The organism is Massilia sp. METH4, assembly GCF_037094685.1.
GTDB lineage: Bacteria > Pseudomonadota > Gammaproteobacteria > Burkholderiales > Burkholderiaceae_D > Rugamonas.
This window is the reverse complement of the sequence record NZ_CP146614.1, coordinates 4,473,556-4,490,349: the sequence shown is the minus strand read 5'-3', so window position 1 is coordinate 4,490,349 and position 16,794 is coordinate 4,473,556. Positions and strand designations below refer to the sequence as shown.

14 protein-coding genes are annotated in these 16,794 nt (G+C 68.1%); 5 read left to right on the top strand and 9 right to left on the bottom strand.

The window, feature by feature from the left end:
• Positions 1-50: 50 nt before the first annotated feature.
• The 6 genes from V6Z91_RS19760 to V6Z91_RS19735 all read right to left on the bottom strand — a co-directional run bounded on the left by V6Z91_RS19760 (position 51) and on the right by V6Z91_RS19735 (position 5,932).
• Positions 51-1,322: a glucan 1,4-alpha-maltotetraohydrolase domain-containing protein gene (locus V6Z91_RS19760; RefSeq protein ID WP_338760042.1), complete on the bottom strand. Its 1,272-nt coding sequence runs from the start codon at positions 1,320-1,322 to the stop codon at positions 51-53.
• A 152-nt stretch (positions 1,323-1,474) separates the two neighbouring features.
• The gene (locus V6Z91_RS19755) at positions 1,475-2,401 is read right to left on the bottom strand and encodes a DMT family transporter (RefSeq protein ID WP_338760039.1); all 927 of its coding nucleotides are present in this window, start codon (positions 2,399-2,401) and stop codon (positions 1,475-1,477) included.
• A 65-nt stretch (positions 2,402-2,466) separates the two neighbouring features.
• Positions 2,467-3,237: an AraC family transcriptional regulator gene (locus V6Z91_RS19750; RefSeq protein WP_338760036.1), complete on the bottom strand. Its 771-nt coding sequence runs from the start codon at positions 3,235-3,237 to the stop codon at positions 2,467-2,469.
• 47 nt (positions 3,238-3,284) lie between these two features.
• Complete coding sequence (locus tag V6Z91_RS19745; RefSeq protein WP_338760033.1) at positions 3,285-4,142, bottom strand: serine hydrolase; 858 nt, start codon at positions 4,140-4,142, stop codon at positions 3,285-3,287.
• Positions 4,143-4,230: 88 nt separating this feature from the next.
• Positions 4,231-4,899: a cupin domain-containing protein gene (locus V6Z91_RS19740; protein ID WP_338760030.1), complete on the bottom strand. Its 669-nt coding sequence runs from the start codon at positions 4,897-4,899 to the stop codon at positions 4,231-4,233.
• A 10-nt stretch (positions 4,900-4,909) separates the two neighbouring features.
• Positions 4,910-5,932, bottom strand: coding sequence for a DJ-1/PfpI family protein (locus V6Z91_RS19735; protein WP_338760027.1), 1,023 nt, complete (start codon positions 5,930-5,932; stop codon positions 4,910-4,912).
• Positions 5,933-6,072: 140 nt separating this feature from the next.
• Here V6Z91_RS19735 and V6Z91_RS19730 point away from each other — a divergent pair, with 140 nt between their 5' ends.
• Entirely contained in the window at positions 6,073-7,179 is a 1,107-nt protein-coding gene (locus V6Z91_RS19730; protein WP_338760024.1) for an S-(hydroxymethyl)glutathione dehydrogenase/class III alcohol dehydrogenase, read from the top strand.
• Here V6Z91_RS19730 and V6Z91_RS19725 read toward each other — a convergent pair.
• Positions 7,118-8,113 carry a LysR substrate-binding domain-containing protein gene (locus V6Z91_RS19725; protein ID WP_338760022.1) on the bottom strand — a complete coding sequence of 332 codons (996 nt, stop codon included), beginning with the start codon at positions 8,111-8,113 and terminating at the stop codon, positions 7,118-7,120. The genes V6Z91_RS19730 and V6Z91_RS19725 overlap by 62 nt on opposite strands.
• A 103-nt stretch (positions 8,114-8,216) precedes the next feature.
• Between V6Z91_RS19725 and V6Z91_RS19720 the strand changes: the two genes are divergently transcribed.
• On the top strand, positions 8,217-8,612 hold the full coding sequence (locus V6Z91_RS19720) for a hypothetical protein (protein ID WP_338760019.1): 396 nt from the start codon (positions 8,217-8,219) through the stop codon (positions 8,610-8,612).
• A gap of 60 nt (positions 8,613-8,672) precedes the next feature.
• A complete protein-coding gene (locus V6Z91_RS19715) occupies positions 8,673-9,947 on the top strand; it encodes an NAD(P)/FAD-dependent oxidoreductase (RefSeq protein WP_338760017.1) in 1,275 nt (424 codons plus the stop codon).
• Between the two features lie 292 nt (positions 9,948-10,239).
• On the opposite strand, the gene V6Z91_RS19710 is transcribed toward V6Z91_RS19715, so the two are convergent.
• Entirely contained in the window at positions 10,240-13,530 is a 3,291-nt protein-coding gene (locus tag V6Z91_RS19710; protein WP_338760013.1) for an EAL domain-containing protein, read from the bottom strand.
• Between the two features lie 170 nt (positions 13,531-13,700).
• Positions 13,701-14,552 carry a LysR substrate-binding domain-containing protein gene (locus V6Z91_RS19705; RefSeq protein ID WP_338760010.1) on the bottom strand — a complete coding sequence of 284 codons (852 nt, stop codon included), beginning with the start codon at positions 14,550-14,552 and terminating at the stop codon, positions 13,701-13,703.
• A 115-nt stretch (positions 14,553-14,667) separates the two neighbouring features.
• On the opposite strand from V6Z91_RS19705, the gene V6Z91_RS19700 reads away from it, so the two are divergent.
• Together V6Z91_RS19700 and V6Z91_RS19695 are read left to right on the top strand one after the other, a co-directional pair.
• Complete coding sequence (locus tag V6Z91_RS19700; RefSeq protein ID WP_338760007.1) at positions 14,668-15,519, top strand: alpha/beta hydrolase; 852 nt, start codon at positions 14,668-14,670, stop codon at positions 15,517-15,519.
• A 105-nt stretch (positions 15,520-15,624) separates the two neighbouring features.
• Positions 15,625-16,755: a metallophosphoesterase gene (locus tag V6Z91_RS19695; RefSeq protein ID WP_338760004.1), complete on the top strand. Its 1,131-nt coding sequence runs from the start codon at positions 15,625-15,627 to the stop codon at positions 16,753-16,755.
• Positions 16,756-16,794 lie beyond the last annotated feature (39 nt).

Below are 16,794 nucleotides of genomic sequence, written 5' to 3'. Positions count from 1 at the left end.
CAGGCAGGTGCCCGTGGCAGTGTTGCAAGGCCGCCGGCGCACCACGCCCGCTACTTGATCCACACCGCGTAGTTGTTCCCCGACGCCTGCAGCGTCCAGCCGCTGCCCGGACTCCAGCTGTTCGGTCCGATCTTCATCGCCAGCTGGCGCGTGGTGCCCGTGATGATCGCCGCGTACAGGCCCTGCGTCGCCTGCTGGATCGCCACCGCCGACGTGGAATGCACACCGGCCGTCTTGCGCGCCTTGATCAGGGCGGCGATCGGCGTCCTCAGGTTCCAGTCGTACACGTGCGGGTAGTAGACGGTGGGGATGCCCGGGTGCGACAGCACGTAGGCATAGCCTTCCATCACGCTGCCGCATGGTACCGGCCAGTGGTTCTGGCCCGTGCCGCAACTCTCGGACGGCCCCGTGTCGTGGTTGTCCACGAACGTGACGGCCATCGCCGGCCACCAGCCGACCGCGCCCTGCGGCTTGCCGGCGCTGTCCTTCAGGCGCCAGTAATTGCCGTTGGCGAGCGCGTCGTTCAGGATGGCCTTGGTGGTGAAGTCGAATGCGCCGCAGGAAGAGCCGGTGCCGTCGATCCAGTTCATGATCTGCTGGCGGTGCGCGTTCATGTCGTTCGGGTTGAAGTCGGTCCACAACTCGCCCACGCAGAAGTCCGGCGCGAAGGCATTCGCGTACTTGCCGGCGTACGAGGCATTGAATCCCTTCACGTAGTCGAAGCGCAGGCCCGTGAACCCGGCCCCCTTGATGGTGCCGTTCAGCCAGGTGGTGATGCCGTTCTGGACTTCGCCCACATTCGTGTGATCGAGGTCGCGGCCGGCCGAAAAGCCGTCGCCCGTGTCGCCGTTGCCCATGCCGCAGTTGCACTCGTCGCCGTTGACGACGGCGGCCTTGCTCCACGTCGGGTTCGTGAAGTCGGCCCAGCTCGTGGTGCCCACGCGGTGGTTGACGACGATATCGGCCACCGACTGAATGCCCCGGTTCTTGAGCGCGCCGACCACGTTGACGAGCTCGGCCTGGCTGCCATACGCCGACGTGAGGGAATTGAGCTGGCGCGGCAGGTAGCCCTCACGGGCAGCCGAATCGGAAGCCGGCGGGAACCATACGTGGGTGATGCCGAGCGCGGCAATGTCGTCGGCGCGGTCGAACAGCGTGTTGTACCAGTCCGGCCGCGTGTAGCCGGCCGAGTTCCAGTGAAAGCCCTGCAACAGGATGGCCTTGCTGCCCCCGGCCTGCTGGGCCGGCGTGGCGGCGTGCGCGTGCGGCAGGCCCGCGATGATGCCGGCCGCGAGCGCGGCCGTGACGATGCGTTTCTTCATTGGTATCTCCTCCAAGGTGTGGATCAGACCTGCCCGTGCCCGACGTGCCGGGGCACGTTGCAGGTAAGTAGTCTGACTACATACCGCGTGTAGTCCGTTTGTTGGATCTTGTAACTGCGGTAAACGAATTCTTGGATAGAGGGCTGAATAAGTCAATCTAATTTATCGAGCAGATGTAGTTTGCATACATCGTTGGCACGCGACCGTTCGACGGTTCGGGAATTGGACGGCAGTGCCTGCCATACGACGGCCACAACGATCACGGCGGCACCGGCAAGCTGGCGTTCCCCTGGCTGCTCGCCGAGCCACAGTACCGACAGGGCCATCGCGGCCAGCGGCGCCACCGCCGTGAACAGCGACGCTTCCGCGGCGCTCACCCGCGCCGATCCGGCGTACCACGCAATGAAGCCCGCGAACGTGGGCACGATGGCGTAGTAGACCGCGCCGAGCAAGGCCGGCGCGGGCAGCCGGGGCGAGATCGCCAGCTCGATCGCGGCGGGGATCGCGCTGCCGGCCAGTCCGAGCGCCACGAGCAGCGTGGACAACGCCAGCGGCGGCAGCGGCGTGCGCATGCGGCGATTGAGCAGGATGAACAGGCCTTCGCACAGCACCGCCGCGCCGACCAGCAGATTGCCGAGCATTGCGCCGCCGTCGGCCGGGTCGGCCGTCATCCACGCCACGCCGCCGCCCGCCAGCAGCACGGCGAGCGCGGCGCGCACCGTCGGCCTTTCGCCGAGCAGGAGCATGGACAGCACCAGCGCGACGATGGGCAGCGTTCCCACGATCGCGCCGGCACTGGCGGCGCTCGTGTGCCGCAGGCCGAGCAACAGCAGGGCCGTATAGCCCACGCTGCCCGCGGCGGCCTGCGCCGCCAGCAGCCAGCGGTCGTGCCGGCACAGCCGCGGCAGCGCGGTGCCGGTCCACCGCAGCGCGAGCACGAACAGCGGCAGCGCCAGTGCGAGCCGCAAGGCATTGCCCGTAAATGGCCCGACCTGCGCCATCCATTTCCCCGCCACCACCGTGCTGCCCACGCTCGCCATCGCGAACGCCAGCAGGGCATATCCTCGAACATCGCGCATCGCTCACCTCCTTGCCGCCAGCTTGGGGGCGGGCGGGCGGCAAGTCTTGAACGAAATTGCGCGGATCAGGCGAAGGCGCGGCGATAGGCGGCGGGCGTGATGCCGAACGTGCGGGCAAACAGCCGCGTGAGGTGGCTCTGGTCTGCGAAGCCGGCGTCGGCGGCCGCCTGGACCACGGGCACGCCCGCGGCCAGCAGCGCCCGCGCCAGCTGGATGCGCCGCTGCATGAGGCAGGCGTGCGGCGTGAGGCCGAACGCGTGGCCGAAGCCGCGCACCAGCTGGAATTTGTCCATCCCGGCAGCACGGGCCAGCGCGTCCAGCGTGAGCTCGCTGGAGGGGCAGTCGTCGATCAGCTGGCGGGCGCGGCGCAGGACCGCGGGCACTTCGATCTGGCCAGGGGGCCGGCCGGCCGCCAGCGCCAGGAGCCGCGCGCTTTCCTGCTCGACCAACAGGCCATCGGCCATGCCGCCGGCCAGCGCGCCGTGCAGCGCAAGCAGGGTTTCGCGCAGCGCCGGATTGCGCAGCACGGGCCGGGCGAACTCGTAGGCGCCGTCCACGGCGGTGCTATCCAGATACAGCATGAACCAGCGGCGCGGCATGCCGCCCAGCGGACTGCCGTCATGCACCTCGCCGGGGTGCACGGTAATGCAATCCCCCGGCTGCGCTTCGACCCGCCCCGCGCAGCTGTGCGACGCGTGCGCGCCCTGCACGACGAGGCCAATGCCGAACTGGTCGTGCGTATGCCGCCCGAAGCTGCGGGCCGATTCCGTTACCAGCGCCTGCACGCCGGGCAGGCCGGTGCGCAGCGGGCGGACATGGTGGAGTGGTTCTGCCATGCCGGCCATGGTACCGCAGTCCGAGGGCGGCGACCCGGCCCGGTGCGTCAGCGGCTGCGGCGCTTGCGGGCAGGCGCGTTGCGCCGCGCCACCTTCCTGGCCGATGCCTTGGGCGCCTCGCGCCCCGCGAGCATGCGCCGGATGTTGAGCGCGTCGGCGACCCTGGCCGCCGAACTGCCGGCGTTCAGCAGCACCATCGTGGCGCTCTTGCCAGCCGCCCTCACCCGCATGATCAGGCAGCGCCCCGCCTCCGACGTGTAGCCGGTTTTCGACAGGCGGATGTTCCAGCCCCTGGCGCCCACCAGGCGATTCGTGTTGTGGTACTCGACCTGCCGGCCCTGGATGCGCATGATGTCGCGCTTGTCGGTCGTCAGCCGCTTGATGGCCGGGTAGCCGGCCGCCGCGGTGGCCATCCTGACAAGGTCCTCGGCCGTCGAGGTGTTGGCCGGCGACAGGCCGGTGGGTTCGTGGATGCGGGTCTGGGTCATGCCCAGCGCGCGCAGCTTCGCGTCGACCGCCGCCTGGAATCGCGCCGGGCCGCCGGGGAAGGTGCGCGCCAGCGCGGCCGCCGCGCGGTTATCCGAGGACATCAGCGCGAGGTGCAGCACGTCGGCCCGCGACAGGGTGGCACCGACCGGCACGCGCGAGCGGCTGTACTTCAGCCGGTCGACGTCGTCGTCGTCGATGCGGATGCGCTCGTCCATGTCGAGCTTGGCGTCCAGCACGACCATGGCCGTCATCAGCTTCGTCAGCGAAGCGATCGGCACCACCATGTCGGCGTTCTTTTCGAGGAGGACCTTGCCGGTGCCGTTCTCGACGACGAGCACGGCGTGCGATCCGAGGGGCACGGCGGGGGCTTGCGCACATGCCAGGAAGAGCAAGGCGGCGGCGAATTTCTTGATCATCGGGTGGATCGGGTAGAAGAGGCGGCGTGCGCCGCAAATACATTTGCACGAATGTATTCAATGATACCACCGGATGCCGTTGCTTACATCAGAGCTCTCCCGCCATCCGTCCGGGCCGGCCGAGTTTCAGGTAGAACGTGGCGCCCTGCCCGCCCGCCACGATGCCCGGCCAGGTTCCTTCCGGCAGCCGCAGCCACGTCCCTTGCGGGCAGGTGCGGGCACCGGCGAACAAGGTGCCTTCCAGCACCAGCAGCTCGGCGCCCGGTACGGCCATGGGAAAGACCGTGGCGCCGGCGGCCAGGCGCTGCAATGACACCTGTTCGCCTTCGTCGGCGAACAGCGGGCAGACCGCGCGGTCTCCGGCCGCCTGCCAGCGGCCGCGGTCGCGCGTATCGATGCGCGTCGCCTCGGCTTCCGAGGCGGCCATCTGCCCCAGCTTGACGAAGATGACGGCACCCGGCGCGCTGGCGGGGCTGTGGTACGAGCCCGGCGGGTTGCGCACGTACCAGCCGGCCGGGAAGTCGGCCCCCTCGTCGGAAAACGTCCCTTCCAGGACGAGGATTTCCTCGCCGCCGGGGTGCCGGTGGCGCGGGAAACGTGAGCCGGGCGCGTAGCGCACGATGCTCGTCGCCCGCGCCTTCTCGGCGCCCACGCGATCGAGCATCACGCGCTCCACGCCGGCCTGGGGCGACGCCACCCACCGGTATTCGTCCGGCGTGACGGTGGCTGGGCGGGAGAAATCGGCATTCACGAGCATGACGACTCTCTCACCCGGACGGTGGCCGCCCCCTGCCCACGCCCGTGGTCGCGAACCGTTCCCGGTACACCTTCGGCGTGATGCCCAGCTTCTTCTGGAACACGCGGCGCATCTGCGCCTCGTCGGAAAAGCCGGCATGCGCCGCGATCGATTTCAGCGGCAGGGCCAGCTCCCCCAGCAGCTGGCAAACGCGCTCGAAGCGGCAGTGCTCGACGAATTCGAGCGTGCTCATGCCCGCCTCCTGCTGAAACACGCGGGCGAAGTGGCGTTCGCTCATCATGGCTTTCTCGGCCAGCATGGCCACCGTGATGCGTTCATGCAGGTTGTCCAGCACCCAGGCCTGGATCTCGCGCACCGTGGGCCGCGCCGTCCGTTCCACGCGCAGGTGCGCGCTGAACTGCGATTGCCCGCCCGGGCGCTTCAGGTACACGACCATTTCCGTCGCCACTTCCAGCGCCAGGCGGCGGCCGAAGTCCTCTTCGACGAACGCCAGCGCCAGGTCGATGCCGGCGGTGACGCCGGCCGACGTCCAGATATTGCCGGCCTGGACGAAGATCGCGTCGGCATCGACGGCCACCTGCGGGTGGCGCGCCTGCAACTGCTGCGCCACCGCCCAGTGCGTGGTGGCGCGCTTGCCCGTCAGGGCGCCCGCGGCGGCCAGGAAGAAGGCGCCGGAACACAGCGCCGCCATGCGGCCGATGCGCGGCCAGGCGTCGCGCGCCCAGTCGACGATGGGCGCGGACTGCTCCAGCGCGGCGTCGATGTGCCGCGCGCCGACGATGATGGCATCGTCCGGCAGCGCCAGCGTCGACAGGGCCTTGGTCGCCTCCAGCGACATCAGCGTGTCCGACGCCACCGGCCCGGTACGGGTCGACGCGATGCGCACGTCGTAGCCGGGCGGCTGGCCGCGGCGGCGCAGGTGGAGGTTGGCGTATTCGAAGACGGACATCGGTCCGATCGCTTCCATCGCCTTGAAACCGGGATAGACGACGATGTCGACGGTGCGCGGCGGGGGCGCGGTTCTGGCATTCATGAATGGGTGGGGCGGCACATCAAGATCCAGCCATTATGACAGCAAATCCTGCCATCTTCCGGCGACCCTCCCCCACCGCGCCATGGCCGCCGCGACAATCGGGAATCAAGCACTACGCATACACATCACGAGGACAGCAAATGAAAACCAAAGCAGCGATCGCATGGCGCGCCGGCGCGCCCCTGACCGTGGAAGAAGTGGACCTGGAAGGCCCGCGGGCCGGCGAAGTGCTGGTGGAACTGAAGGCCACAGGCATCTGCCACACCGATTACTACACGCTCTCGGGCGCCGACCCGGAAGGCCTGTTCCCGGCCATCCTGGGGCATGAAGGCGCCGGCATCGTCGTCGACGTGGGCCCCGGCGTGACGAGCCTGAAGAAGGACGACCACGTGATCCCGCTGTACACGCCGGAATGCCGGCAGTGCAAGTTCTGCCTGTCGCAAAAGACCAACCTGTGCCAGGCAATCCGCTCCACGCAGGGCCGCGGCCTGATGCCGGACGCCACGTCGCGCTTCTCGCTGGACGGCAAGCCGCTGTTCCACTACATGGGCACCTCTACCTTCTCGAACTACATCGTGGTGCCGGAGATCGCGCTGGCGAAGATCCGCTCCGACGCGCCGTTCGACAAGGTGTGCTACATCGGCTGCGGCGTGACCACCGGCGTGGGCGCGGTGCTGTTCTCGGCGAAGGTGGAAGCTGGCGCCAACGTGGCCGTGTTCGGCCTGGGCGGCATCGGCCTGAACGTGATCCAGGCCGCGAAAATGGTGGGCGCGGACAAGATCATCGGCATCGACATCAACCCGGCCCGCCAGGAGATCGCGCGCAAGTTCGGCATGACGCACTTCATCAACCCGAAGGAAGTGGAGAACGTGGTCGATGCGATCGTGCAACTGACCGACGGCGGCGCCGACTACAGCTTCGAGTGCGTCGGCAACACCGGCTTGATGCGCCAGGCGCTGGAATGCACGCACAAGGGCTGGGGCAAGAGCTTCATCATCGGCGTGGCGGCGGCCGGCCAGGAAATTTCCACGCGGCCGTTCCAGCTGGTGACGGGCCGCGGGTGGCACGGCTCGGCGTTCGGCGGCGCGCGCGGGCGTACCGACGTGCCGAAAATCGTGGACTGGTACATGGACGGCAAGATCAATATCGACGACCTGATCACGCACCGCCTGCCGCTCGAACGCATCAACGAGGGCTTCGACCTGATGAAGGCGGGCGAGTCGATCCGCTCCGTGGTGCTGTACTGACCCCGGCGGGGTCCGCCCCGCCGCCCTCCAGCTCGCCCGTGATCACCTGCTGGCCGTGTTCGACCATGAATTCATGGAAGGACGCGGCCACGGTCGGTATCGGGTGGTCCGCCTTGTGCATCACGTGCCAGTCGCCCAGCACGGGCGTGCCCTCCACCGGCAGCACTTGCAGCCTTCCCGTTTCCACTTCCAGCGAGCACGCGTGCACCGACAGGAAGGCCACGCCCAGGCCGGCCGCCGTCATGCGCTTGATCGCCTCGTTGCTCGACAATTCCGAGCCGATCGACAGCGGCGCGTTGGCTTCCTTGTACAGGCGCTCGATCGCCGAACGCGTGCCCGAGCCGGGTTCGCGCACCAGCAAGTTGTGGCCGGCCAGCTCTTCCAGCGATGCCTTGCCGCGCGCCAGCGGGTGCGAGGGCGCCACGAAGAACGCCATCGGGTGGCGCGCGAAGCGGCTCGCGCTGGTCGGAAATTCGCGCGGCGGCGTGCCCATGATCGCGAGGTCGATCTCGTCGCGGCTCAGCATGCCGATCACTTCCGGCCGCGACCCCACCTGCAGCTTGATGCGCACGCCCGGATGGCCGCTCGTGAAGCGCACCAGCATGGGGGGCAGCAGGTGTTCGGCCGTCATCACCGCGCCGATGCGCAGCGTGCCGCTGGTGACGCCTTTCAGGGCGGCGATCTCGTCGCCCGCCTCTTCCCACACGGCCAGCAGGCGCTCGGCATAGCCGACCAGCAGCTCGCCCGCCGCCGTCAGCTGGATATTGCGCCCCTGCTTGCGCGTGAGCGGCAGGCCCGCTGCCTCTTCGAGCATGCGCAAGTGCATCGATACCGCCGGTTGCGTGACGTGCATGGCCTCGGCCGCGCGCGACACGCTCTGGTGGCGCGCCACCTGCACGAGGGCCTGCAATTGCTTGAAGCTTGCCGGATACATCAGTAATTCCTTATAAAAACCCGTAAATATCTTATTTTTATTTTATTCGAACAGCCCGTATAGTGGGAACCATTCGCTGTGTTCTTTTGACAAGGAGAATCCCATGACGGCTCAAGCAGTAATTTTCGACTTATCCACGTTCCAGGACCGCGCCCTGGGCATGTTTCCCATGCGCGCCGATATCGAGGCCGAAAAAATGCTGCACGAAGCCATCGATGGCGGTGCCCATTGCGCGCTGGTGAGCGACCTGCCGCACAGCCAGGCGGACCGCCGGCTGCGCGAACGCTTCGGCGACGCGGCGCACCACCTGTTCTCGGTGGTGCTCACCGATGCGGACTTCGCCGCCCGCGGCCACAAGTCGCCGTATTCGACGGTGCTGCAGGTGCTCGGCGTGGATGCCGGCGACGCTCTCGTGGTGTCCGCCTCGGCGCCGGCCACGCAAGCGGCCCGCCTGGCCAATATCCGCGTGAAGGCGGAGAACCAGGGCCGCCGCCTGTAATACGCATCCGCTGGCACGCATTTACCGACATGTCCAGCCGCACTCTCATGGAGCCAATCAATGCAAACCATCGTCATCGCCGGCGGCGGCGTGGCGGGTCTCGAACTGGCGACCCGCCTGGGCCGTGACCTCGGCCGCCGCAACAAGGCGCGCATCGTCCTCGTGGACAGCGCCCCCACCCACTTCTGGAAGCCGCTGCTGCACTCGGTTGCAGCCGGCACCATCGATCCAAGCCACTACCATGTCGACCTGGCCCGCCAGGCCATCGACAACCACTTCGAATTCCTGTGCGGCGAGGTCGTCGACATCGACCGCGCCGGCCGCACCCTGAAGATCCGCGCCCGCCTGCCCCACGCGCTGGGCCATGAGAGCGTGCTGCGCTACGACCGGCTGGTACTGTCGTTCGGCTCCGTGACGAACTTCTTCGGCGTTCCTGGCGCCGAGACGCACTGCCTGTCGCTCGATGGCGTGGAACAGGCCGAGGCCTTCCGCCGGCGCTTCCTGCGGCTGTGCGCGGCCACCTCGGGCGGCGCGCCGCGGGTCAATATCGTGATCGTCGGCGCCGGCCCCACCGGCGTCGAACTGGCAGCCGACCTGCGCCACACGGTCGACACGCTGGTGCGCTACCGGCTGAACTCCCTGGAGTCGCCCTGCCAGGTGCGCATCACGATCATCGAGCGCGGCCCGCGCCTGCTGCCCACGCTGGCGCCGGCGCTGTCGGAAGCGGCGGCGCGCAAGCTGCGCGAGCTTGGCATCGAAATCCGCACGAATACCGCCGTGTCGGCGGTGACGGCCGAGCACGTGACGACGGCCGACGGCGAAGTATTCCCCGCCGCGATCGCCGTCTGGGCCGCCGGCGTGCAGGGCCCCGCCATCAACACGCGCCTGGGCATTGCGCTGAACCGCAACAAGCAGGTGCTGGTGGACGAGCAGTTGCGCGCCGTGGACGACCCGTTCATCCACGCGATGGGCGACTGCTCGGCGATGCAGGTGTCCGACAGTACGGCGATGGTGCCGCCGAGCGCCCAGGCGGCGCGGCAACAGGCCATCTTCCTGCACCGGCTGCTGGCGGGCATCGAGCGCGCCGCCATCCCGGTGTTCCGCTATCGCGACCAGGGCACGCTGGTGTCGCTGGGCGAGTACGGCGCGGTGGGCATGCTGCGGCAGGTCATCGGCGACCGTTACCTGAACGTGCAGGGTGCGATGGCGAAGGCCGCCTACCGGGTCGGCTACGAGCGCTATGTGATGGCGAACCTGGGTCCGGTGCGCATGTTCGCGCAGATGCTGGTGCGCTGGGCCAGGTCGCGGTGGCTGATGCCGGTGAAGTGGCATTGAGAGATCGAGACAGCCACCGGCGGGGCGGGCGCACTGGTGTCGGACACCGGCTGTTTCGGTGGCTTCACAGGGGTTTCGCGGAGCATGCTCCGCGCCTGTGAAGCGGTGATGGCATGCATGCCATCGCTCCTTCCCGACTCCGGTTTTCGCAAGTGGTTGCCAGCTCCGGTAGAGAAAACCGGTGTCCGACACCTGAAGGTGTCCGACATCAGCGGATCGGCAGCAATCGGAACAGCCCGCGCCGTCGAAGCACCGGTGTCGTTTCGGTCCATGGCGGCGTTCCCGGCGTTCGCTAATGCGCCATCTGCCGCTCCAGCAAGCCCTCGAAGACGTCGCGCGTGACGGCCTTCGAGTAGTAATACCCCTGGATATAGTCACAGCCGATCGCCGCCAGCGCGTCGCGCTGGGCGACGTTTTCCACGCCCTCGGCGATCGCCTCGATGCCGAGGCGGTGCGCCATGTCCACGATGGCTTCCGTCAGCGCCCGGTCGTTGCTGTCGCTGGCCAGGTTGTTGATGAACGACTTGTCAATCTTCAGGTAGTCGATGTCGAAGTTCTTCAGGTAGGACAAGGCGGAAAAGCCAGTGCCGAAGTCGTCGATCGACACCCTGGCGCCGGCCGCGTGCAGGGTGCCGAGGCAGCGGCCGACCTGCGCCGTGTCGTTGACCAGCACTCCCTCCGTGATTTCCACCGTGATGCTGTGCCGGGGCAGGCCCGACTGCACCACCCGGTCGAGCCATGACAGCGGGCCGCGCTGTTCGAACTGCGTGGGCGAGATGTTCACGGAGAGTTCGATCACGCGGCCATACAGCTCGCGCCAGCGCTCCACGCTGGAGATCGCCTCGCGCAGTACCCAGTCGCCGATCTCCACGATCAGGCCGGATTCCTCCGCCAGCGGAATGAAATGGGCCGGGCTGATCATGCCCCGTTCCGGGTGGACCCAGCGCAGCAGCGTCTCGGCCTTGTTGATGCGCCCCGTCTCCACCTCGACGATCGGCTGGTAGTGCACCTGCAACTGGCGGCGCGGCAAGGCTTCGCGCAATTCGTTGGTCAGCATCAGCTTGGCGTGCGCCTGCCGTTGCAGCGCGGGCGTGAAATACTGGAACTGGCCGCGCCCTGCCCGCTTCGACAGGCGCACCGCGTGTTCGGCGTTACTGACGAGTTCCGCGGGGTCCGTGCCATCGTCCGGGTACACGCTGATGCCCGCGCTGGCGGTCACGTACGCCACTTCTTCCGGGCCGAGGCGCAGCGGCGTGGCGACCGCCACGAGCACGGCCTGGGCGACGGTTTCGATGTGCAGGCGCTTGTCGAAGTCGCTGGCCACCAGCGCGAACGTGTCACCGCCCAGCCGGCCCAGCGTGGCATCCTCCGGCACGCAGCCGGCCACGCGCCGGGTCAGTTCGACCAGGGCGCTGTCGCCCTTGGCCTGGCCGAAGCTGTCGTTGATGTCCTTGAAGCGGTCCAGGTCGAGCAGCAGCACGCCCAGGCCGCGGTTGGCGCCGTGCGCCTTCTTGATGTCCTGCTCCAGGCGGTCCAGGAACAGGCGGCGGTTCGGCAAGCCCGTCAGCGGATCGAAGTTGGTCTGGCGCCAGATCAGCTCATCCTTCTGCTTCTGGGCACTGATGTCGTGGAACTGGATCACATGGCGGTAGACCCGCCCGTCCGGCTGCCGGATCACGCGAATATCCACGAAGCGCGCCGCCAGCGTCCCGTCCCGGTTGCGGTCCCTGACCTCGCCCTGCCAGTGGTCGCCGGCCTCCAGGCTCTGCCAGATGCGCGTATAGAAGCCGTTGTCATGCATGGCGGACTCGAACAGCGGCGGGTGCGTGCCGAGCACGTCCGCCAGCGCGTAGCCGGTCTGCGCCGTGAAGGCCGGGTTGGCGTCCACGATGCGGTTGCCGCCGTCGGTGACGATGATCGCCTCCAGGCTCGTGCGGTAGATCAGGTTCGCCATGCGCATCGATTCCTCCAGGGTGCGCCGCACGGTCACGTCCTGCACGGTGCCGCGCAGCTTCGCCACGCGCCCTTCCTCCCGCACGGGGCTGCACAGCACGCGCACCCATCTGCCGCCGCCCGCCGTGTCGATCTCCTGTTCGAGGTCGAACGGTTCGCCAAGGGCGATGGCGGCGTCGCACGCGGCCCGGGCGAGCGCCTGTTCGTCGTCGCCCCGGCAGGCCAGGCAGCGCTCGAAGGTCAGCGGCTCCTCCGGGCCGTTGCCATAGATGCGCGCGACCTCCTCCGTCCACCGGAACGTGCCGGCCGCCACGTCGAGTTCCCAGGCACCGATATGGGCGAGCGCGCTCATCTCCTGCAGCAGCCGCTCCTGGTCGCGGATGGTGCGCTCCTGCTCGCGGCGTTCGGTCACATCGCGGGCCACGCCGAGGAGGCCGAGCACGGTACCGTCGGCCTTCATCACGGGGCTCTTGATCGTTTCATACACGCGCGCGCCGTCGCCGCCCGGCAGCAACACGTGGTCTTCGGCCAGCAGCGGGCGGCCGGCGCGCAGCGCGGCGGTATCGTCGCGCCGGTAGCGTTCGGCGGCGGCCGCGCCGAACAGCTGGACGTCGTTCTTGCCGAGGATCGCCTCCTTCGGCAAGCCGAACAGTTCAACCATCGGGCGGTTGCAGTCGCGGTACACCCCCTCCACGTCCTTCAGCCAGATGATGTCTGCGCTGCTTTCGACCAGCGTGCGCAACTGGGCCTTTTCGTGCTCCAGCTCCCTGGTGCGCACGCGCACCGCCTGGCGCGTGGCGGCCAGCCACACCACCAGCAGCAGCACCACGCCGGCCAGCAGCGCCATGCCCTGCTGCAGCGGCCGCGCATAGCGGGCAAAGGCCAGTGGCCGGTTCATCCATTTGGCGCGCAGCGCCTGCATCTCGTCGGGCGTGATCTGCACCATGCCGCGCTCGACCAGCGCCAGCGTGGCCATGTCGCCCTTGCGCACCGCGCGGTGCAGCTCTTCGCGGCCCAGTTCGAACGCCTTCTCGTACTCCCCGTGCAGGCCCAGCCGGTACAGGTCGTAGTTCGCGCCGTACTCGTCCTTGCACAGCAGCTTGACGCGACGGTCGGCCAGCGCCGCCATCAAGCCGTCGTAGGTCGGGTAGATCCGCATGCTCACGCCGGCCCGCTGCAGGCGGTCCGTGCAGGCATCCTGCGCCTGCACGGCCACCTCGAAGCCTTTCAGGCTGTTCACGTTGGCGATGCCGGTGATCGACCTGTGCGCGTAGATCGCGGCGGCGACCGAGGCATAGGGCGGGGAGTAGTCCATGCGCGCGGTGCGCGCCTCGGTGCGGAAGATGGTATCGATCACGTCGACCCGCCCGCTCTCCAGCATGGGTTGCACGCTTGGCCAGTCGACCGCGTACAGCTCGACCTGCATGCCCGTCTTCTGTTCCCACAGACGCCAGACGTCGATCGAGAAGCCCTCCAGCTTCCCGTCCGCATTGCGGAACACGAAGGGCGGGTAATTCTGGTCCAGGACCACGCGCAGCGGCGCCTGCGCCGCGCACACGGGCAGGATGCAACCCAGAGCCAGCAGCGCGGCGGCCAGCCGCGCGCGGACGAGGACGAGAAAGATGGACATACCTTCCTGGACAAGCGGATGCTGACGGCAGACCTCCGGCCCACTACCCTTGGTCAGCAATTTCCCGCAACTGCCAGTCGGTAATGGCTCACCAAAGTATCACAAAACCTGGAGTTGCCGCACCGGATAGCTATTTTTCCGATACCAGCGTTGCGGCAAGGGCTCACGGGTCAGCGTCGCAGTTCCGCCATGATTTTCTCGGCCATGAAATCGCAGGGCGCGCGCTTGGACATGGGGCTGCGCGCGAGGATCAGTTCCAGCGGATCGATCTCCGGCAAGCCCTGGGCCTTGCCCAGCACGGCCAGGTGCGGCGGCACGGCGCAGTGCGCCAGCGGCGCGATCGCCAGCCCCGCCTCGACCATGCTGAGCAGACCCAGCAGGCTGGGGCTCTCGTACGACGTGCGGTAGCTGATCTTCGCCCGCTCCAGCGTGCGGATGGCGTTCTCGCGTGCCACGCTGCCCGGCAGGAACACCGCGATCGGCAGCGGCCGCTCGCGCCAGATCTCGCGGGCGCCCGGCGGCGCGGCCCACACCATGGGTTCGAAGCGGACGAATTCTCCCGACAGGCCCTTCACGCGCGTGCCCAGCACGAGGTCCACGGTGCCATCCTTCACCATCGGCGCGAGCGCCACGCTGGGCAGCCCCACCACCTGGATCTCGACCTTCGGATAGGTGGCCGAAAAGCTCTTCAGGATTGCCGGCAGCAGCGAGGAAGCGTAGTCGTCCGGCACGCCGATCACGACGCGGCCCGTCACGTCCGGCCGCACCACGGCGGCCCAGGCCTCGTCGCGCAGGGCCAGCATGCGGCGCGCATACGTGAGCAGCACCTCGCCATCCTGCGTGGGCGTCACGCTCCGCGGCCCGCGCAGGAACAGCGGCTTGCCGATGGCCGCCTCCAGCGTCTTGATCTGCATGCTCACGGCCGACTGCGAGCGGTGCACCACCTCGGCCGCGCGGCTGATGTTGCCGGTATCGGCCACGGCCACCATCATCGTGAGAACGTCGAGGTCGAGTGCTTTCATTGTCGATAGAATAAGTATCAGATTCGAGTATCAGTTTTTCTGATAGGAATGTTCAATATTATGCGATTTTCTTGGAGGGTGCCACGGTGCATAGTAGCGGCAAAGGAGCTTGACCATGAACGCACGCATCGATCCCTCGCTGATCGCCACCCCTGAACTGTACTTCGCCACCATCGCCTCGGGCCAGCGCGTGCCCTACGCCGTGCACGGCACGGGCGAACCGCTGGTATTCGTGCACGGCTCGCTATGCGACTACCGCTACTGGGACGGCCAGGTGAAGGCGCTGTCGAAGGGGTTCCTGTGCGTGTCGGTCAGCCTCGGCCACTACTGGCCTTCGGACGAAGACTGCTTTCCCGCCGAATTCAGCTGGAAGGCGCACGTGCGCGAGATGGCCGAATTCATCGCCGCGATGAATCTCGGGCCGGTCCACCTCGTGGGTCATTCGCGCGGCGGCTGCGTGGCCTACCACCTGGCGCGCGAATATCCGGAACTGGTGAAATCGCTGGTGCTGGCCGACCCGGGCGGGCCGCTGCAGATCGATGGCATGCCCCCGGCGGCCATGCCCGCCGCGACCATCGCGCTGCGCGAAGAAGCCGCGGCGCTGATCGGGCAAGGGCAGACGGAAACGGGCCTGGAACTGTTCATCGACTCGGTCAGCCTGCCCGGCGTGTGGCGCCGCAGCTCGCAGGCTTTCCGCACGATGGCGATCGACAATGCCGCCACGCTGCCGATGCAGTTCCGCGACCCGCTGCCGGCCTACGACCAGGCCGGCGCGCGCGAGGTGAAGTGCGCCACCCTGCTGCTGGAAGGCGCGAAAAGCCCGCGCATGTATCGCGACAACAGCGGCCGGCTGGTGGAGTGGATCGCGCGGGCGCGCAAGCACATGATCGAGGGCGCGTCGCATGGCATGAATGTCACGCATCCGGCCACCTTCAACCGCCTGATCGCCGAATTCGTGAACGGCTGAACGAAGCGCGCCAATAAGCTCGCCAATAAGCTCGCCTTAAGGCAAGCCGAGGTAGCATACCGGCCGCGCGGATGAGCCGCGCAGCAATCTTCGAAGGATTCACCGGTGCTACCAATCGTCAACCTCGTCCTCGGTTCCTATCTCATCTGGCGGTACGTGTGGAGGCTGGACTTCCGGCCGGCCGGCAGGGCCGCGCTGGCCGCCCTGCTCATGGCGCTCATCGAGCATCACTGGCTCGTCAGCCGCATCTTCGGCACCACCATCGCTTCGCCGGAGATTCCCCGCGCCGCGCTGATCGGCGTGAGCGTGGCGCACGCCGCGCTGGTCGTGATGGCGGTACTGACCCTGCTGAAGGACGTGGCCGGCCTGCTGGCCTGGCTGCCCTCCCGCGCGACGGGCCGCGCGATCTTGCGGAACAAGACGGCCGGCCACGTATTCCTGGCACTGGGCGTGCTGCTGGCGAGCTACGGCGTGACGCAGGCGATCAAGGTGCCGGAGGTGAGACGCTTCGACATGCCGCTGGCGGGCCTGCCGGCGGAACTGGACGGCTACCGGATGGTGCACCTGAGCGATATCCACCTGAGCCGCCTCTTGCAGGAACCCTGGGCGAAGGGGCTGGTGGCAGCGACGAATGCGCTGGAGCCGGACCTGATCGTCATCTCGGGCGACCTCATCGACGGTACGACCGCGGCCCGCGCGAACGATGTCGCGCCGCTGGCCGCGCTGTCGGCCAGGGATGGCGTGTTCGCCGTGGCGGGCAACCATGAATACTATGCCGACTACGTGGCATGGATGCGCAAGTTCAAGGAACTCGGCATCGACGTGCTGGAAAACCGGCACGTGGTGATCGACAACGGTTTCGTGCTGGCCGGCGTGCCGGACATGGTGAGCGCCAGGCATGGGGAGACCGTGCCGGATATCGCCAGGGCCCTGGCGGGCCGGCCGGCCGGGCTGCCTGTCGTGCTGCTCGATCACCGGCCCGGCACCTTCCGCCGCAACGGGGCGGCCGGCATCGACCTGCAATTGTCCGGCCACACCCACGGCGGACACGCCCGCGGCCTGGACTGGATCGTGGCCCGCTTCAACGACGGCTTCGTGTCCGGCCGCTACGAGGTTGGCGGATCGACGCTCTACGTGAGCAACGGCGCCGGCCTGTGGCCGGGCTTCCCGATCCGGCTGGGGCGGCCCTCCGACATCACGCTGATCACGCTGCGGGCGGCGAAGGCGGCCGGCTAGTCGCCCGGTTTCCCCGGTTGCCTGCGGCGAGGCGGCTCG